The following is a 16,117-nucleotide window of genomic DNA, read 5'->3' on the forward strand; positions in this document are numbered from 1 at the left end:
GGGGATCTCCTGGTTGAGGAGTGGAGCGTCGTTGACCTGATGGCGACGGTAGTTCCGGGCACACGGCCGTGCACGGGGGGACAGCCAGACCGGTGACCCGGAGGGCCGTCAGGCCGGACGTCATGCGGTCGCGGGTCAGCCGGCCCGGCCGTCGTCCTTCAGGTTCCGCAGCCGCTTGGCCGCCTCCCGTGTGGCCTGACCCTGGTCGCCGACGCCAAACGACACGGCGTCACCGTCCTGCCCGTCGACGTCAACCACAGCGACGCCGCTCCCACCCTCGAAGCCACCACGGCGGGCACCGGTCCCAGCATCAAAACCAGCAGCGCTGCGGGCGGTGCCGGGGGAGAGCGAGGGGCCTCTGCCCGGCCCGCGATCCGTCTCGGGCTCGCCGCGGTGCGCGGACTGGGCCCGGAGCACGCAGACGCGATCGCCGCCGCCCGCCCCTACTGCGACCTGGAGGACTTCGCCCGCCGCACCGCCCTCCCCGCGCCCGTGCTGGAGGCCCTCGCCACAGCCGGTGCCTTCGCGAGCCTAGGGGTGACCCGCCGCCAGGCCCTGTGGTCCGCAGGACTGCTCGCCCGGACCACCGGCGCCATGCTGCCCGGCACCGCCCCGGCGCTCACCGCCCCGGCGGACCTGCCGGAGATGACCGCCGTCGAGGAGACCATCGCCGACCTGTGGGCCACCGGCGCCTCGGCCACCACCCACCCCGTCCAGCACGCCCGCCCGCACCTCGACCGCTGCGGCGCCATGACCGCCGCCGACTTCAAGCACAGCGCCATCCCCGGAACGACGGTGGCCGTCGGAGGCCTCGTCACCCACCGCCAGCGCCCGCCCACCGCAGGCGGGGTCCTGTTCATCTCCCTTGAGGACGAGACCGGTCTCGTCAACATCATCTGCCAGCCCCATGTGTGGGAGCGCCAGCGCCGCGTCGCCCTCGGCAACGCCGGCCTGCTCGTCCACGGCACCGCCGAACGCAAGGACGGCGCGATCAACCTCGTCGCCACCCGCCTCACCTCGCTCACCCTCGCCCCCGGCGCCCGCAGCCGCGACTTCCGATGACCGGACACACCAACACCATCCCGACGGCCCCCGTTTGCGCAGGTCACCCGCCCCGGGCGGATGACCGCCCGCACCGCGGCGGGATACAGTCCCCCGCAACGACCGAAAGGCACCTGACGATGGACGACACCACCCCTGCGCGGGCCCGCCGCGGCCGGCCCAAGGGCGTCCGCATCGGCGAGGACGGCCTCACCGAGCGCCAGCGGCAGGTGATCGACGCGATCCGCACCCACCTCCGCAGCAACGGGTACCCGCCGTCCATCCGCGAGATCGGCCAGGCCGTGGGCCTGTCCAGTTCCAGCTCGGTCGCCCACCAGCTCACCCGGCTCCAGCAGCTGGGCCTGGTCGCCAAGGACCCGCACCGCCCCCGCGCCTACTGCCTCCTCGACGACGGCCCGGCCACCACCGTGCGCCCGGCACCGCGCGACGCAATCGTTCCGCTGCTCGGCCGCATCGCCGCCGGCGGCCCGATTCTCGCCGAGGAACACATCGAGGACGAGCTCACCCTGCCCCGCCGGCTCGTCGGCGGCGGGCAACTGTTCGCCCTGGAAGTACGCGGCGACTCGATGACCGGCGCCGCCATCACCGACGGGGACACCGTCGTCGTGCGCCGCCAGCCCGTCGCCGAGAACGGCGACATCGTGGCCGCGATGATCGACGGCGAGGCCACCGTCAAACGCCTCAAGCGCGAGGCCGGCCGGACCTGGCTCTTGCCGCACAACCCTGCCTACGAGCCCATCAACGGCGACAACGCCACCATCCTCGGCAAGGTCGTCGCCGTCCTGCGCCGACTCTGAACAAACGGACGACACCACGCGATGACCGGCGGCCACCAGGCCACGCCCTCGCGAGCGTCCCACGAAGTCGTCATCCGAGGGGCTGAGCACCAGGGGAGGTCGGCCCGCAGGCGCCTCACCGCGGCCGGCGACGGCACCACGCGAAGTTCGGCTGCCGAACGCCGCACGAGGCCCGTACGCGGCACCCCGGCCGGCGGCTGCGGTGTCGGCCGACCGGCCGCATCCAGCCTCGTCGCGGGCTTGGGCAGTTGCACCCTGGAGACATGAACCCTCGACGAACGTCACCTTGATCCAGAAGGATCTTGCCAGGATGCCCGAGCGACCTTGAAATCCAGCGAGACCAGTGAAGGTTGCGGCGGCCTGGGACGGTCGAAAACACGTGTCTACATTGGGCACCCTGATGCGAGACTGCGCGCCATGACCACACCTGAGCTCAGCGAATCGGACTATCTCCGAGAGATCGAGCGCCTCGCCTACCGAGTCACTGTCGAAGCGTCCAACGAGGACTGGCTCTCGTTCGAGCGCGATCCGGACGACGCGACATCGCTCCAGCGGAGCGTGAACGCGCTCGCCCGGGTGCTACGCAGTTACCACTTCGACGGCGACGGCTGTGTGGATGAGGACCGTCCCCTGGTCAGGCTCGTCGGTGCCGCGGTCCTGAAGCCCGGGGTCATGCCGGCCGGGGTGGATGAGGACTACGAGGACGCGTGCGCGCGGATCGGTGTCGACCCGCGACCAGAGGGCTGGGCGCTGTGGAATACCTGGGATGACGGGGACTGCCAGGTAACCATGGTGGTGTCTGCTGTCGAGACGACCGAGGGGTTGTTCGAGAACTGGTCGCGCGGAAGGGCTCTCGACCCGGTGACCCCACTGCCGTCTCAGATTGCGCTCGTCCGTCGGGGCTGGATCGGGCCGATGACGTTTTCGCCGCGGGGTGTCAGCCGCACCGGTCGTGGTGGGCAGCCATTGTCCTGACCGTGCATCGTCACAGGTCGTAGCCACCACGAACAGGGACGCACTGAATTCCGCTCCCTTCGAATCGGGTGCGCCCGCCAATAGGGCCGATGTGAGCGGTCGCGATAGCTGTCACCTGGTCGCGACGTCTGCCGAATCCCGCTCCCAGAAGAATCGGGCTCTGGTCGCAGTGCCGTGAGGGACGCTGCGGAGGTCGCTACCCAGCAGCCACGACCTGGCCGGCCGTGACGTGGGGAGGATTAGGGAGCAGTGACGCGAGGCTGTCCCGCACGAAGTCCGCCGCTCTCCGGATCGATTCCTCGGCCCCGGCTTGGTCTTCGAAGACGCTGGTGGAGACCATCACCCCGTCCCCGGCATCAACCCAGTAGTAGGCCATGAATCCGGGAACCTGGCGAAGGAGTGGCACGAATCCCTCGGCCACTCGGCGCCCTGCCTCCGCAGGATCGGTCACTCCTTCGTACCGCCGTACTACTGCGTACACGCTGGTCTCCTCATGGGTCCCGAGTCATCTCGTGCGAGACGACATACCCTTCACCGGGCGTCTCCCGCTCACGAGATATCCGGATGGCGCCCGGATAGCCGCATGGGCAGCCACAGCCGACTCCGGGCCCGGGACGAACGAGGCAGATGACACCACCCCGACCAGCTGGTAGCCAAGGCGGGCCGAAGGCGCAGGCCGCAGGAAGCGCCTGGTAACAACTACCTCGATCAAACACACCGCGCCGCCCGGGGCCGTCCCCATGGCCAAGGCCCGGCCGATTCATACCCCGGGGGCTCACCGACCGGTCGCCCGGGCATCGCCGGCGCCAGGGGCGCCCATCGGCCGCCGACCACCGCCAGGTGACCAGCCGACCTCTGCGTCCCCAGGACTACGTCGGGCTGCGGGCGGCTGCGGGCGGCGACCCGGTCCTGACCCGACAGGGAGGCCCGGTACCCATCCGCCCACACGGCGTGCGGCTGTCCGCTGCCGTCCACGGGCCGACGGGGGCCGAGGAAGAAGGCGAGCGCCTCCGGGGCGCTGTCGAGCCTGGCCTGCTGCTCTCCCCGGCCGTGTCGCGGTCGCGGTCGACCCACCTGCGGACCCTGGTCGGGCGCTGGCTGTGGTGCCGCGCCGCACGCGCTCCGTGCAGTTGGGGCGTCCCGGCGGTCCCGGGTGTGTCCGCTCTGGCGGGAATGCCCGTTCAGGCACTGTATGCCGGGGAGGTGGACGAGCCGGGTTGCGGGAGGTTTGAGTTTCGTCCGGTTGGTACTTGCGCTGGCCGAATTGAGCGGGACGTCTCAGCTTCAGGCCGTTTTCCGGTGGCGTTCGACCGAACGTGCGCCACCGTCGATGCGCGCCGTGGCTGGTGCGGCATCCGGGAAGTGCCGCAGCTGATCAAGCCGCGAATGTACTGAGACCCGTGGTCACGCGGGCCCGAGGTCCGACGGCTGTGGCAGCTGCCGGACCTCGCCCGTGCCCAGCTTGACCGTGAACCGCTCCCGCATCGGGCCGTCGCCCCGGCGGGACAGGAGGGTGAGTTCGGTGACCGGTGCCGAGGTGGTGCCCAGGCGGGCGGCCAGTTCGGGCGCGAGCCGGCGCGGGTCCCGGGTCCGCCCCAAGGACAGGTGGGGTGTGAAGCCGTCCGCCCGACCCCGGCAGCGGGGGAAGCGCTCCACCAGCGAGCTGTGGAGTGCCTGCCACGGGCCGGGGCCGCCGGCCGCCGGGTCGAGCCAGACCGTGGCGTCGTGGCGGTGGGGGAAGTGGCGCACTCCGTGCAGACGCGCGGTGAACAGGGTGTGCTCGGCCGCAGCGGCGCCCAGCAGCGGGAGCGCGGGCCCGAAGTCCGACTCCGAGACGAAGCCGAACAGCACGTTGACGTGCGGCGGCCAGCGGCGGATCTGCGGATCATGCTCCTCCCGGATCCGCTGGACGGCCTGCCACAGTTCCGTCGGCGGCAACCAGGCAAGCGCCGTCCGGGGCGTCGGTCCGACGTCCAGGACGCCCGGAACGTCGATCGGGTGTCCGTCCACCCCTCCATGGTGACCGCTGCGCGCCACTGCCCTCCCAGCACGCAGAGATGAGGGACGAAGCCGTCATCGCCCGGGTGCTCAACGACCTGCCTGATCAGGCATTTCGATAGTGGAAGGCGCCTTACGACTCACCGGCATCAGCCCGGGTAGCTCGCGACGACCCAATGCGCGATGCCATCAGTAGTTCTGCGCGCGGACCGATTCCATCGGCGTGGGGGGACATCGGGGATGCACGGTTGCGTGATCTTGTTGCGGGTCAGTCGTTGGCATGAGGGCGGCGCTCAGGATCGCGCGGCCCGGCTGTCGTTCCGTATTCGGGACCTCTTTCCCGCGCTCCCCATGGGGCCGGGCGGAAGGATGATGTTGTGAACAAGCAGGAGCTCATCGACCTGGTGGCTGAGGATGCCGATGTCGCCAAGGAGACCGTCAACAAGGTGCTCGGCAGCATGCTGCAAACGATCAAGAACAGCGTCGCGGCGGGTGACGCCGTGCAGTTGCTTGGGTTCGGATCCTTCTCGCCGGGCGAGCGCGCGGCTCGTACCGGGCGCAATCCGCAGACGGGTGAGCCGATGGAGATCGGGGCCTCCCGCACGGTGAAGTTCACGATGGGCAAGGAGCTCAAGGACGCCGTCAACGCTCGCTAGCCCAGCCTCCCGGTTTCCGTGCCCCGCGAGCACGGAAACCGGGGGCCTCGGCCTCCTCCCCCCCACAGTCGGGCGACGTGGGCGACGCCGGCGATCCGCCGGGTCGACGGCATGCTGCGGCAGGCGCGGCCCGCGCGCGTCGCACAGCCAGCAGGCCCGGTCGCGAGACGGGGCAGAGGCCCGCGTTCCCATAGCGCGGCACAGCACGTGGCCTCGTGCTCGCCGGACCCCAGGGCGGAGACGCGGAGCTCGGTGGGGCCGGGCCTGCTGACGGTGGCAGGCCCTCAGGGGCCCAGTAGAGCCCCGTGCATACCGCAGGGCACCCGAGTCCGGTGTTGTGACGGAGCGCGCTAGTTTGCGAGTGGCCGAGAGGTAAGCCCTGTTCAGGGGCTTGGTGGAGCAGGCTGGTTTGCGAGTTCGGAGCGCGGTAGTTTGCGAGTGCGGCACTGTTGTCGGCGTTCACTTGTGACTGTCAGTGACTCGTTGGGGGAGTCCAGCCAGAGAGTGACCGTTTGTAGTCGCCCGCAGGCCTGACGGTCAGACAGCGCGGCGAGAACGCCGAGGCAGAGGAACTGCTTCGCCGCGCCAGAGAGGCTGGCGGCCTCATCCCCGGGGGCGATTACTGACGGGGTGGGCGCGGCTGACCTCCTACCCGGATACTGCCATCGTGCCTGAGAGCAGCGTTCCGACGCCTCAACCAAGATGACGAACCGCAGCTCAGAGCCGATGTATGCCGTCATGATCGACGCGATGGTGCTCAGGCCGCCGCCCGCCCGCCCACACCCGCCACACCGCCCGCCCGGCTGAGCCCGGTGCCGGAGCCGACGCTCTCCAGGCAGGTCTGGTCGACGCCGACACCGCGCCGACGCACAGCTGACCGCCGACGGCCCGCGAGGCCGCAGTCCAGCGATGCGGGTGTTCGCGATCAACGGGGCAGGCGAAGAGGTTCCGGTGCCAGGGCGGCCCACGCCGACCTCAAGGCCAGGGCTGACGGGGAGAGGTACCGCTGGACCTGATGACCACCGCCCGGACCTACGACGCCCTGGTGCGGACGACCACGCAGTTCCCAGCGTCGAATCCCACCCGGAGGAGATCGAGCTGCCCAACCTGCGCGACCCCAGCAGCCAGGCCGCCCCCGCGCTGGTTTGGCCCGTGTTTGAGCAGCAGCCACGACTCCCGGCAGGGCAAGGACACCAGCCACCTGGTGAAGGAGCGCGGCAAGGGCCCCTTGGGGCCCGGTTCCGGCGGCAGCCGGAATGCCGTGATCGGCGTCGTACAGTCCAGCTACGACGGTCGCCAGCCTGACAACTGTGCCTGACCCGGGAAGCGGGAGCGGCACGGGCCTCAAGCCCGCCGGAGGCTTCGTGGCAGAAGCAGTGCCCACGCACTGGCCTCGCGGCCTGCGGGATCGGGCGGAGCCCGATGGGCGAGCATGCGACGCCGAGTGGTTCTTGGGTATGTAAAGAGGCGCAGCGGTTTGACCTGGGGAAACGCGAAACGAATGTGGGGTTGCAACCCCCGTTACCAGCAAGTAACTGCGGGGTGCAACCCCACACTCAGGATCTGGCGCGCCGAATGCGGGTTTTAGACCCACAAAAGTTATCTCCTGGGATAACCTTTGGTGGTGATCAGTCCTTCGACGGGCGGCCGTGTGGTGCGCCTTCCCTCGTCCCGGCCGGGCAGGCAGCCCGCCAAACCCCCGGCGCCTGAGACCGCGGGCGGGCAGAACGTCGTCGCGATCCGACTGGAGCCGGGCGAGTCCGTCTCGGTGAACCCGGCCCCAGTACCGGAGCCAGCGGTCGGGCGGCGTGAGGACTTCGACTTCCTCGGGCACACCTTCTACATGGCTTCCAAGGAGCTCTCGGCGAAGCTGCCGTTCATCGGCCTGACCGCGACCGAGTACGACGTGTGGCACACCATGCTCGGCGCGCAGCTCAAGGGCGGCATCGTCCTGACCACGGTCATCAAGCTCGGCGAGCGCCTGGGTATCGGCCGCAAGGAAGCTGGAAAGGCCCTGGCAGTGTTCCTCGACATGGGCTTCATGTGGCTGGAGAAGCGCGGCCGCTACCGCATCAACCCGCGCATCGCCTTCTGGGGCAGCAGCGCCGAGCAGCAGCGCGCCCTGGCGCTGATGCCCGACAGCATCCCCGAGATCCGTCTGCCCGAGGGCGAGGTCCGCCCGCCGCGCCGCACCCGCCGACCTAAGCTGGAGTCGCTGTGATGACCGCCGAACGCCACGACCAGGACCAGGAGACCGCGACCTTCCTGACTGCCGAGGACTCGGTTTTCATGGCGCAAGACCTTTCGCGCGCACTGCCCCTGTACCGGCTGACGACCTTGCAGTACGACGTGTGGCACACGGTGCTCAGCGAGATGACGGACGGCGGCTGGGTCCCCTTCACGCTGGAGGAGATCGCCGACCGGCTCGGAACCAAGAAGAGCAACATCTCGCCGGCCCTCGGCCGCCTGGCCGAGCTCGGCCTGATCTGGCGCGTCTCCAACGGCCTGCACCGCATCAACCCGAGGATCGCCTTCAAGGGCAGCCATGAGGAGTGGGTCGCCGCGCTCTCCGAGGTGCCGGCCGACGTCCCCGAGGTGATCCTCCCGGCCTACCACCGTCGGCCACCGCGCGGCGGCCGCGGAGGCCTGGCCGCCACCGGCTGAGCGAACGACGCTTGCTGACCACGAAGTGCGGGTTGGAAGCCCACAGAAGTTATCGCCAGGCATAACCTGCCGGGCGGCTGCCGGCAAAGTCGGCTTGCATGTTCGCGTCCGAAAGAAGGCAGTTCACAGCCCTGTTCCCAGACGCGGGACAGGGCTAGCATTCCCGCCACGACGGTCCCACCACGTTCCTCCAGCGGGCTGCCGAGCAGGTCGGCCGCGCTTCCAAGCGGCTCGCGCCTCCCACGGCCGGAGCCCTGGGCACCCCTGCCCCGGGACTTCGGCCGCGCTGCGTCGGGACGACCGGAGCCGAGACGCGCACCGTGGGCGATTCCCCGCACCGCCGGCTGAGCGGCTTTCCGGGTGCCGGTGGCGCCGTGCGTCGTCGGAGCTGCCGGGATCCGACTGCAGCCCGGTGTCAGGCGTGGGTGTCGGCGAGCTCGATGCGGCGCAGGACTGAGGCGTCACTCCGCTTGAACGGGAGCGGGTATGCGGGATCGTGCTCCTCATGTCGCACGCGCAGGGCGTGACCGCGATCAGTCCCGCTGCGGCTAATCAACGGGGTGGGTTTCGTGACGGAGCGCCATAGCTCGCGAGTGGTGCACGGCAGATCGAGGGCTGTACGTGGTTGAGAGTGAACCTCAAGGGAAGCTCAGGGGTGGCAGTTGGTATTGGTTGAAGGATCTGTCTGTTTGCCGGTAGACCCTCCAGGCAGGAGGAGGTTTTCGGCTCTCTGGCGACAACCTTGCGCCGTCAATACATCCTTGAAACCCCTACCCTTTCAGTCAAGGTCAACTTAAGATCCGAGAGCCCAGTTCGGGAAGCGGCAGGCGAGTGGCCACCGGCGCGCCTCCGCTGCGGATGGACATGACTCAGGCCCCGGGGGGGGTTAGTGAAGTTTTAGTAACGATGTGGACTCGGTCCGGCGCGGCCAGATCCGCCGGGGCTCCGATCCCCTGTCGGACGAGGTATGACGGGCACCCCGCAGTAGGCACGGGATAGTCGTGGCATCACCCGACATCGAACAGTCCTGGCGTCACGACGTGCCATGCGTAACCCCTGCACGCGTCGCCAGCAGTCTCTCCTGAGTTAGTGGGCCCGCCTTTCGATGCACAGGCATACCTCGATCGGTCCGTGTCCGGTCCGGTGGGTGTCGTCGTCCATAAATGAAGCGAACGGAGTGGTCAGTGCTGGAGCGGGGACCGGGGACCGATAGGCCTGCAGGACATCCGGACGCCGCAGCGCCCGGAAAACGGCGGCTGCTTTGCGGCGGCGCAGGCGCGGAGTTCGTGAGAAACGTACCGGCCGAGCTCGCGGAAGCGGCGAAAAGAGTTGACGTGTCCGGTATTGGCCAGGTCATCACGAAAGTCCCTTGGGGGGTGGCATTCGCCGTGATGCTCACGTATATGGAAGCCCCCTTGAGTGTCGTGCTGGTGTCGTCATGGCACCGATCGTGCAGTGCTGGCCGGCGCAACCGCTGACCCTCTTCTCCTCCGCCGGGCGCAGCAGCGGGTTCCCGTCCTTTGCTGCCCAGCCTGCAGCGGGTCGCTCGACCCATCTGGTTTGTATGCGTATTTCTATGAGTGCCAGCAGGGCCTCGCGGCTCAGGCCCCCCGTCCTCCGGACAGGGAGGCCTGCCCGGCTTGAACCAGCCGGCCCTGGACTTCAGTTCAGAACAGCGTACAGAGCTCGACTTCCCCTACGGAGGTATCCATGCCGCGCCCCCCAGCTCTTCCTGCAGCGAGAAAAGTGGAGATCATCCTCGCGGTGTTGGCCGGCGATATGACGGCGGCTGAGGCTGCCCGTGTCGCGGGAGTCTCCAGTCAGGCCATCAGCAACTGGAAGCGATGTTTTCTCAAGGCGGGTCAGGACGGCCTGGTCGGCGCGGTCGACCAGCGGAGCAGCCGGGAAGCCCAGTTGCAGAAGGAGATCGCGGTGCTCAAGGGCGCCTTGGGTGACTCCTATCTGCAGATCCAGGCCTTCCGGTCGCGTCTGCAGCAGCTTCAGCGCCGCTGAACGTTCCGGATCAAGCTACCCCGGTGATTGCGCCTTTCCGGGGAAGTACGAGGCAGTCGGCCTGTTCCCTCAATTTCCCGTCAACTCGTACTGGACGCCTCCCGGCTCCGCTTGGAATTCTGTTCCTGGGCGGGACGTCGAGCACCCGCCGAATTCTACGAGGAGGCAGAAATGAACGAGAAGCTGATGGCCGGATACACCGCTTACACCGACGCGGCCGAGTACGGCGTCGGCGCCGTCGGCGAGGCGCCGGCGACCACCCCCGTCTGCACCTTCCTGATGTCGGCCGCGCTCTCCGCGCAGACCGTCATCGGCGGCTGCTGAACCTCCCCCGTTTCTTCTCGAGAGCTTAGGACTTCGCCATGAACACCAGTGAGAAGCTGATCGCCGGTTACGCCGCCTACACCAGCACGGAGGAGTACTCCCTCGGTGCGGCCACCGACCCGCTGGCCTCGATCGAGTCGGTGAGCTGGCTGGTGTCGGCCGCGGCCTCCGGCGCCGTGGTCTCGGCCAGCGTCTCGGCCAGCGTCAAGTACGGCTGCTGATCCGGCCTCATCGGCGCCTGTGACTGGCGCAGTACGGTGCGGCCGTGCTGCGCCCAGTCACTACTTCCTTCCCGCTCAGGGTCTCAATTTTCCGGAATTCTTTGACGGGTTCCGGGAAAGGTTCGAGATCCTGGGTGTGCACTGTCACTTAATCATCGGCGCTTGCGCATCGGTCTGGAATTCTTGACCTGTGGATTTGGGCGCTGCCTGTCGGCCTTATCGGTCCTGGAAGGACTATTCATGAACACCAGTGAGAAGCTGATCGCCGGTTACGCCGCCTACACCAGCACGGAGGAGTACTCCCTCGGTGCGGCCACCGACCCGCTGGCCTCGATCGAGTCGGTGAGCTGGCTGGTGTCGGCCGCGGCCTCCGGCGCCGTGGTCTCGGCCAGCGTCTCGGCCAGCGTCAAGTACGGCTGCTGATCCGGCCTCATCGCCATTACCCGTGACTTCGCAGTGCGGCCCGCCGGCACGACCGGGCCGCACTGCGCGCGTTGCCTCCCCACGACCGGCCGGTGGCCGGTCAGTCCCGGTCCTTGCCCAGGGCCCGGCCCTGACCGGCCGCGGCGTCGGCGATCTCCTGTAGTGCTGTCAGGTGGTGGGCCAGCGCCGTTCTCCCCCGTTGGGTCAACCGGAGCCAGGTGCGCGGCACCTTGCCCACATGCCCCTTACGGACTTCGGCGTACCCCTGTTCCGCGAGGAATGTCACGTTTTTGGACAACAGTGACGGCGACAGTCCGCAGTACTCCTGTACCGCCCGGAAGTCCGACTCGTCGCATGCCGAGAGGAACGCGGCGATCCGCAGGCGGGTCACCGTGCGGAACGCCTCGTCCAGCCCGGACCCGGGGGTCATCGACGCGCCGCCCTACGGCCGAGTGCCACCCAGACGGCGAGTCCGGCCACTACGCCGAGCCCGGCCATGATGTACCGCATGCTCTCGGCGGCACCGAGGCCCACAATCACGAAGAACGCGGCCATGGTGACCAGGCCGGCCCGCTCCTTGCGGGCCGGCCCCCGTACGCCCCGGACGCCCTGCTGGGTCCGGACGCCCTGCAGCAGGAGCAGAGCGGCAACGCCCAGGACGATTCCTCCCGCGACTCCCGCCAGCCGCAGCCAGATCGACTCGGGTGCCAGGCCGTCCAGGGCGATCGCGGCGGCCACCAGCACCCCGCAGGCCGGAGGGGCCCAGCCGGGCAGCGGAGGACGTGCCCCCAGCTCGTAGGAGATCCGGGCCTCGTCCAGGTCGCGCCGTGCGTCGTCTGCATCCATGGCCATAGAGTGGCATCAAGTTTCCAGTTTTTCAAGTACTTTCTCAAAGAGAAAACTGAGGAGGGGGAGGCCACGTGAAACCTTTCGGCTTCGAGAGGGTGTCGAAGAGCTACGGGTCCCATCGGGCCCTGGAATCCATGACGTTCGCCGTGGAGGCCGGCGAGATCTTCGGCTTCGTCGGCGGCAACGGAGCAGGCAAGACCACCGCCCTGCGCATCGGCATCGGGGTGCTCGCCCCGGACGACGGGCAGGTTCGGTGGGGCAACCAGCCCGTCGGACGACAGGAGTGGGCCCGGTTCGGCTACATGCCCGAGGAACGCGGTCTGTATCCCAAGATGACCGTGTCCCGGCAACTGGTGTACCTCGGCGAACTGCACGGCCTCTCCAGGGCCGACGCCCGGGACGCCATGCTCCGCTGGACGTCCCGGCTACGGATCGAGGACCACCGCGACAAGCCGGTAGACACCCTCAGCCTGGGCAACCAGCAGCGCGTCCAGCTGGCCGCCGCGCTGGTCCACGACCCTGAGGTACTGATCCTGGACGAGCCGTTCTCCGGGCTCGACCCGCTGGCCGTGGACGACATGAGCGTGGTGCTGCGCAACAAGGCTGAGCAGGGTGTCCCCGTGCTCTTCTCCAGCCACCAGCTGGAACTGGTCGAGCAGCTCTGCGACCGGGTGGGGATCGTCCGTGCCGGGCATCTGGTGGCCTGCGGAACCCTGGATGCCCTCCGCCCCACGGAGCACACTCGCCAGATATATGTCGAGGTCGGCGGGGCCCCCGACAACTGGCCCGCCGACTGCCCCGCAGTGGCCGGATTCCGGCGGCACGACCAAGGCGTACTGGTGGACCTTATGCCCGGCCGCACCGAGAACGACCTCTTGACGGAGGCCGTCCGCCACGGCATCGTCCACCGGCTCCAGCCGTTCCGGCCCAGCCTCGCCGGACTCTTCCGCGACCTGGTGGAACCGGCCGACACGGAGACGAACGAGGCCGGGTTGCGAACCCATGCTCCCCGAACCACTGAGAAGGACGGTGTGTCCGTATGAACCGCCCTGCCGCTGAACAACGGTCGCTCCGCCCCGCCCGGGTCCGCCTGGTTTTCCGCCGGGAGCTGGACGCACGCATGTTCACCAAGGGTTACCTGATCAGTCTGCTGGCACTCTCCCTGATCACCTTCGGCCTGGTGATGGGGTTCGACCTGGTCGGCCGGGCCACCTCGTCCACGGTGGCTGTCTGCGGCGCGCCCGCCGCATCGTTCGGCGCCGCGCCCGACAAGGTGCGGCTGCAGCCGTGCGCGGACCGAGCAGAGGCCCGGGCCCTGGTCCAGGACAAGGATGTGGACGCGGCCGTGGTCGTCGACGGCAGCCACGCCACCGTGCTGGTCCGCGCCGACACCGGTGACCACGCCCGGGCGGGCGTGTCCGCGCTCGGCGAAAACTGGGTGACCTTCCACGCCCTGAGCCTGCAGAAGGTGGACCTGGACCAGCTCGCGCGAGACGCCGCGGCAGCCGCACCCGCCACGGTGACGGTCGGGGACGCGGTCAGTACGCTGCAGCTGGGAGCCGCCGTCAGTCTGATCGTCATCCTGTTCATGCAGATCATCGGTCAGGGGGCGGTGGTCGCCCAGGGGGTGGTCGAGGAGAAGTCCACCCGCGTCGTGGAGGTGCTCCTCGCCACGCTCACCCCTCTGGAACTGCTCATCGGCAAGGTGTCCGGCATCGCCACCGCTGCGGTGGTTCAGGTGGCCTCGATGCTCGGCGCCGTGATCGCGGCACGGTCCCTGATGTCCGAGCAGGCCGAAGCCCTGCCGGGACCCCAGGCCCTGGCCACCACAGTGCTATGGTTCCTGCTGACCTTCGCGATGTTCGCCTCGCTGTTCGCGGCTGCCGGATCGCTCGTCTCGCGGCCGGAGGACCTGCAGGGTGTGATGATGCCGGTGATGCTGCTGGCCCTCGCACCCGTGGGGGTCGCGGCGGCGGCCGCCGCCCAGCTGTCGGCTCCCTGGGTAACGGCAGTGCAGTACATTCCGCCATTCTCCGGCCTGGTGATGCCGCTGAAGGCCGCGGTCGGCGCGGTCTCTCCGGCCGAACAACTCGTCGCCGCCGGGATCCTGCTCCTGGTCACCGCAGGCTGCATGGCGCTCGCCGCCCGGATCTACCGCAACTCGATTCTGCGGATCGGCGCTCCCGTCCGCTGGCGCCAGGCGCTCGTTTCCTGACTTCGCGAGGCAGGGCTGCAAAGGGGGCTGTCCCGGCGCTCGAGCGCCGGGACAGCCCCCTTTGACCTTTGGTCCCGTCAGGCGGCTGCGAGCGCCTGCGTCTCCACCAGCCGGCGGTAGGCGGCACAGCGTCCCAGCAGAACTCGGTGATCGGCCGCGTCCAGTACCCGGCCCCGGTCCATCATGATCACCTGGTCCGCATGCTGAATGGTGGAGAGCCGGTGGGCGACCACGATCACCGCCCGGGAGGCAGCCAGATCGTCCACGATCGCCCGGAAGCGCCGCTCGTTGAGACCGTCGAGCTGGCTGGTCGGCTCGTCCAGCAGCACTACGTCGGCCTGGGACAGCAGCGCCCTGGCCAGGGCCATCCGCTGGCGCTGGCCACCGGAGAGGTTGCTCTCACGGCCCAGCACGGTGTCCAGACCCTGCGGCAGGACGGAGATCTCCGCGGCCAGGCCCACGGCATCCAGGACCCGGCTCAGCTCCTCCTCGGAGGCCGGTTCGGTGCGGCCCAGTTGGAGGTTCTCCCGGACGGTGGCCTCCACCAGGGTGAACTCCTGATCCACATAGGCGATTCGGGCCCGCAGCGCGTCCAGGGGCCAGTCGCAGGTGTCGTGGCCGAGCAGACTGATACGCCCGCCGCTCACGTCCACGAACCGGTCTGCCAGCGAGAGCACCGTAGTCTTCCCTGCGCCGGACGCGCCCACCAGCGCGGTCAGGCCGACCCGCTGCATGCTGAAGGAGACGCCGTCCAAGGCCTCCGTGGTCACCCCCGGGTACCGGTACGACACGTTGTCGAACACCACTGCGGGTGCGTCCGCGACCGGCTCAGGGACGGTGTGCGCGGTGTCGTTCTCACCTTCCGGATCCAGCGCCAGCAGCTCATTGCAACGATCCCGGGCAGCCAGTCCCGCCTGCAGCCGGCCCACCGCGGTGGTGAGCGAGGTGGCCGGAGCGAGAGTCTGCAGGAGGTAGAGCAGGAATGCCGCGAAGTCGGGCATGGACAGGTCACCCGAGGCCATCCGGTGACCGCCGGTCAGGATGACCGCGATCATCGCACCCTGGTTGGCCAGCGCAGTCACCGCAGGAATCAGCGTCTCCAGCCGGGCGCCCTTGACGGACACCGCGCGCAGTTGGTCAGCCTCCTGCTCCAGCGCCCTGGTGGACAGTGCTTCGGCACGGTAGGCCTTGATGGTGGTCAACGCGGACAGGTGAGAGCTGAACCGCTGGGCGATCTGTCCCACCGCCGACTGCTGCAGGACGAAGTTGTTCTTCAGCCGGGCCAGCACCACGGTCATGGTCGCGGTGACCAGAGCCAACGCGCCAACCGTGACCAGAGTGAGGATCCAGTCGATCCACAGCATCACCCCCAGGGTCGACACCACCGTCAGCACAGCCAGCGGCACCTGGGCACTGACATCGACGACCTGACGCAGCAGCAGGGCGTCCGAGGTGATCCGAGCGGTGAGATTGCCGGCGCCCTCGGTACGAACCGTGGCCAGCGGCAACCGCAGGGAGTGCTCCATGATCCGCACCCGTAGGCGCATGATCATGGCCTCGCCGCTGCGCGACACCAGGTACCCGGCGCCGGCTTGGGCCGCGGCCCCGCCGACGGCGGCAAGGCACATCCACAGGACCGGAGTGATGACCGATGTGTCGGTGGCAAAACCGACAATGACCTCCTTCACGAGCAGAGGCACGCTGAGCGCGGCCGCCGTGGCCACCAATGCCAGCAGGATGGCCGAGGCCAGGGTGGCGGGCCGGGTCGACAGTTCCCTGCGCAGCCGGATGACACGGTCGGCCGACCCTGGCCGTTCGAGGCCGGCGGCGGAAGGTGGGGTCACGGCGGTACCGGACTCTGGAAGGGTGGCAACGGACATGGCGTGTTCCTTCGGGGTCGATGTGGACGACGGACGGGAC

At 69.0% G+C, this 16,117-nt stretch carries 17 protein-coding genes; 12 read left to right on the plus strand and 5 right to left on the minus strand.

Annotated elements, in window-relative coordinates:
* Nucleotides 1–135: 135 nt before the first annotated feature.
* A complete protein-coding gene (locus tag ACZ52J_RS39200; RefSeq protein ID WP_465625778.1) occupies nucleotides 136–258 on the minus strand; it encodes a hypothetical protein in 123 nt (40 codons plus the stop codon).
* On the opposite strand from ACZ52J_RS39200, the gene ACZ52J_RS39205 reads away from it, so the two are divergent.
* From ACZ52J_RS39205 to ACZ52J_RS39215, 3 genes are all read left to right on the plus strand, one after another.
* On the plus strand, nucleotides 238–1,062 hold the full coding sequence (locus ACZ52J_RS39205; protein WP_465625817.1) for a helix-hairpin-helix domain-containing protein: 825 nt from the start codon (nucleotides 238–240) through the stop codon (nucleotides 1,060–1,062). The two genes, ACZ52J_RS39200 and ACZ52J_RS39205, sit on opposite strands and share 21 nt — an antisense overlap.
* Before the next feature lie 119 nt (nucleotides 1,063–1,181).
* Nucleotides 1,182–1,859, plus strand: coding sequence for a transcriptional repressor LexA (gene lexA, locus ACZ52J_RS39210; protein WP_360505521.1), 678 nt, complete (start codon nucleotides 1,182–1,184; stop codon nucleotides 1,857–1,859).
* A gap of 417 nt (nucleotides 1,860–2,276) precedes the next feature.
* Complete coding sequence (locus ACZ52J_RS39215) at nucleotides 2,277–2,834, plus strand: hypothetical protein (RefSeq protein WP_360505519.1); 558 nt, start codon at nucleotides 2,277–2,279, stop codon at nucleotides 2,832–2,834.
* Between the two features lie 1,404 nt (nucleotides 2,835–4,238).
* Here the strand turns inward: ACZ52J_RS39215 and ACZ52J_RS39220 are convergent.
* Complete coding sequence (locus tag ACZ52J_RS39220; RefSeq protein WP_465625780.1) at nucleotides 4,239–4,844, minus strand: 2'-5' RNA ligase family protein; 606 nt, start codon at nucleotides 4,842–4,844, stop codon at nucleotides 4,239–4,241.
* A gap of 365 nt (nucleotides 4,845–5,209) precedes the next feature.
* Here ACZ52J_RS39220 and ACZ52J_RS39225 point away from each other — a divergent pair, with 365 nt between their 5' ends.
* The 7 genes from ACZ52J_RS39225 (at nucleotide 5,210) to ACZ52J_RS39255 (ending at nucleotide 11,133) form a co-directional block, all read left to right on the plus strand.
* Nucleotides 5,210–5,488 carry an HU family DNA-binding protein gene (locus ACZ52J_RS39225; protein ID WP_360505515.1) on the plus strand — a complete coding sequence of 93 codons (279 nt, stop codon included), beginning with the start codon at nucleotides 5,210–5,212 and terminating at the stop codon, nucleotides 5,486–5,488.
* A gap of 1,843 nt (nucleotides 5,489–7,331) precedes the next feature.
* Nucleotides 7,332–7,709 (plus strand): hypothetical protein, encoded by a 378-nt coding sequence (locus tag ACZ52J_RS39230; protein WP_360505513.1) that lies wholly within the window; start codon nucleotides 7,332–7,334, stop codon nucleotides 7,707–7,709.
* A complete protein-coding gene (locus tag ACZ52J_RS39235; protein WP_465625783.1) occupies nucleotides 7,709–8,152 on the plus strand; it encodes a MarR family transcriptional regulator in 444 nt (147 codons plus the stop codon). The genes ACZ52J_RS39230 and ACZ52J_RS39235 overlap by 1 nt, the downstream gene beginning before the upstream one ends.
* Before the next feature lie 1,746 nt (nucleotides 8,153–9,898).
* On the plus strand, nucleotides 9,899–10,165 hold the full coding sequence (locus tag ACZ52J_RS39240) for a helix-turn-helix domain-containing protein (RefSeq protein WP_360505510.1): 267 nt from the start codon (nucleotides 9,899–9,901) through the stop codon (nucleotides 10,163–10,165).
* A gap of 171 nt (nucleotides 10,166–10,336) precedes the next feature.
* Nucleotides 10,337–10,489 (plus strand): LxmA leader domain family RiPP, encoded by a 153-nt coding sequence (locus tag ACZ52J_RS39245; RefSeq protein ID WP_360505508.1) that lies wholly within the window; start codon nucleotides 10,337–10,339, stop codon nucleotides 10,487–10,489.
* 38 nt (nucleotides 10,490–10,527) lie between these two features.
* On the plus strand, nucleotides 10,528–10,710 hold the full coding sequence (locus ACZ52J_RS39250; RefSeq protein ID WP_360505506.1) for a hypothetical protein: 183 nt from the start codon (nucleotides 10,528–10,530) through the stop codon (nucleotides 10,708–10,710).
* Between the two features lie 240 nt (nucleotides 10,711–10,950).
* Nucleotides 10,951–11,133: a hypothetical protein gene (locus tag ACZ52J_RS39255; RefSeq protein ID WP_360505506.1), complete on the plus strand. Its 183-nt coding sequence runs from the start codon at nucleotides 10,951–10,953 to the stop codon at nucleotides 11,131–11,133.
* 100 nt (nucleotides 11,134–11,233) lie between these two features.
* Here ACZ52J_RS39255 and ACZ52J_RS39260 read toward each other — a convergent pair whose 3' ends face one another.
* Together ACZ52J_RS39260 and ACZ52J_RS39265 are read right to left on the minus strand one after the other, a co-directional pair.
* A complete protein-coding gene (locus ACZ52J_RS39260) occupies nucleotides 11,234–11,563 on the minus strand; it encodes a transcriptional regulator (protein ID WP_465625786.1) in 330 nt (109 codons plus the stop codon).
* The gene (locus ACZ52J_RS39265) at nucleotides 11,560–11,979 is read right to left on the minus strand and encodes a hypothetical protein (protein WP_360505502.1); all 420 of its coding nucleotides are present in this window, start codon (nucleotides 11,977–11,979) and stop codon (nucleotides 11,560–11,562) included. The genes ACZ52J_RS39260 and ACZ52J_RS39265 overlap by 4 nt, the downstream gene beginning before the upstream one ends.
* A gap of 137 nt (nucleotides 11,980–12,116) precedes the next feature.
* On the opposite strand from ACZ52J_RS39265, the gene ACZ52J_RS39270 reads away from it, so the two are divergent.
* Nucleotides 12,117–13,025 (plus strand): ABC transporter ATP-binding protein, encoded by a 909-nt coding sequence (locus ACZ52J_RS39270; RefSeq protein ID WP_465625788.1) that lies wholly within the window; start codon nucleotides 12,117–12,119, stop codon nucleotides 13,023–13,025.
* A gap of 77 nt (nucleotides 13,026–13,102) precedes the next feature.
* Nucleotides 13,103–14,197 carry an ABC transporter permease gene (locus ACZ52J_RS39275; RefSeq protein ID WP_465625790.1) on the plus strand — a complete coding sequence of 365 codons (1,095 nt, stop codon included), beginning with the start codon at nucleotides 13,103–13,105 and terminating at the stop codon, nucleotides 14,195–14,197.
* 77 nt (nucleotides 14,198–14,274) lie between these two features.
* On the opposite strand, the gene ACZ52J_RS39280 is transcribed toward ACZ52J_RS39275, so the two are convergent.
* Nucleotides 14,275–16,077, minus strand: coding sequence for an ABC transporter ATP-binding protein (locus tag ACZ52J_RS39280; RefSeq protein WP_360505496.1), 1,803 nt, complete (start codon nucleotides 16,075–16,077; stop codon nucleotides 14,275–14,277).
* Between the last annotated feature and the right edge of the window lie 40 nt (nucleotides 16,078–16,117).

This window comes from Kitasatospora sp. NPDC034035 (genome assembly GCF_055575755.1).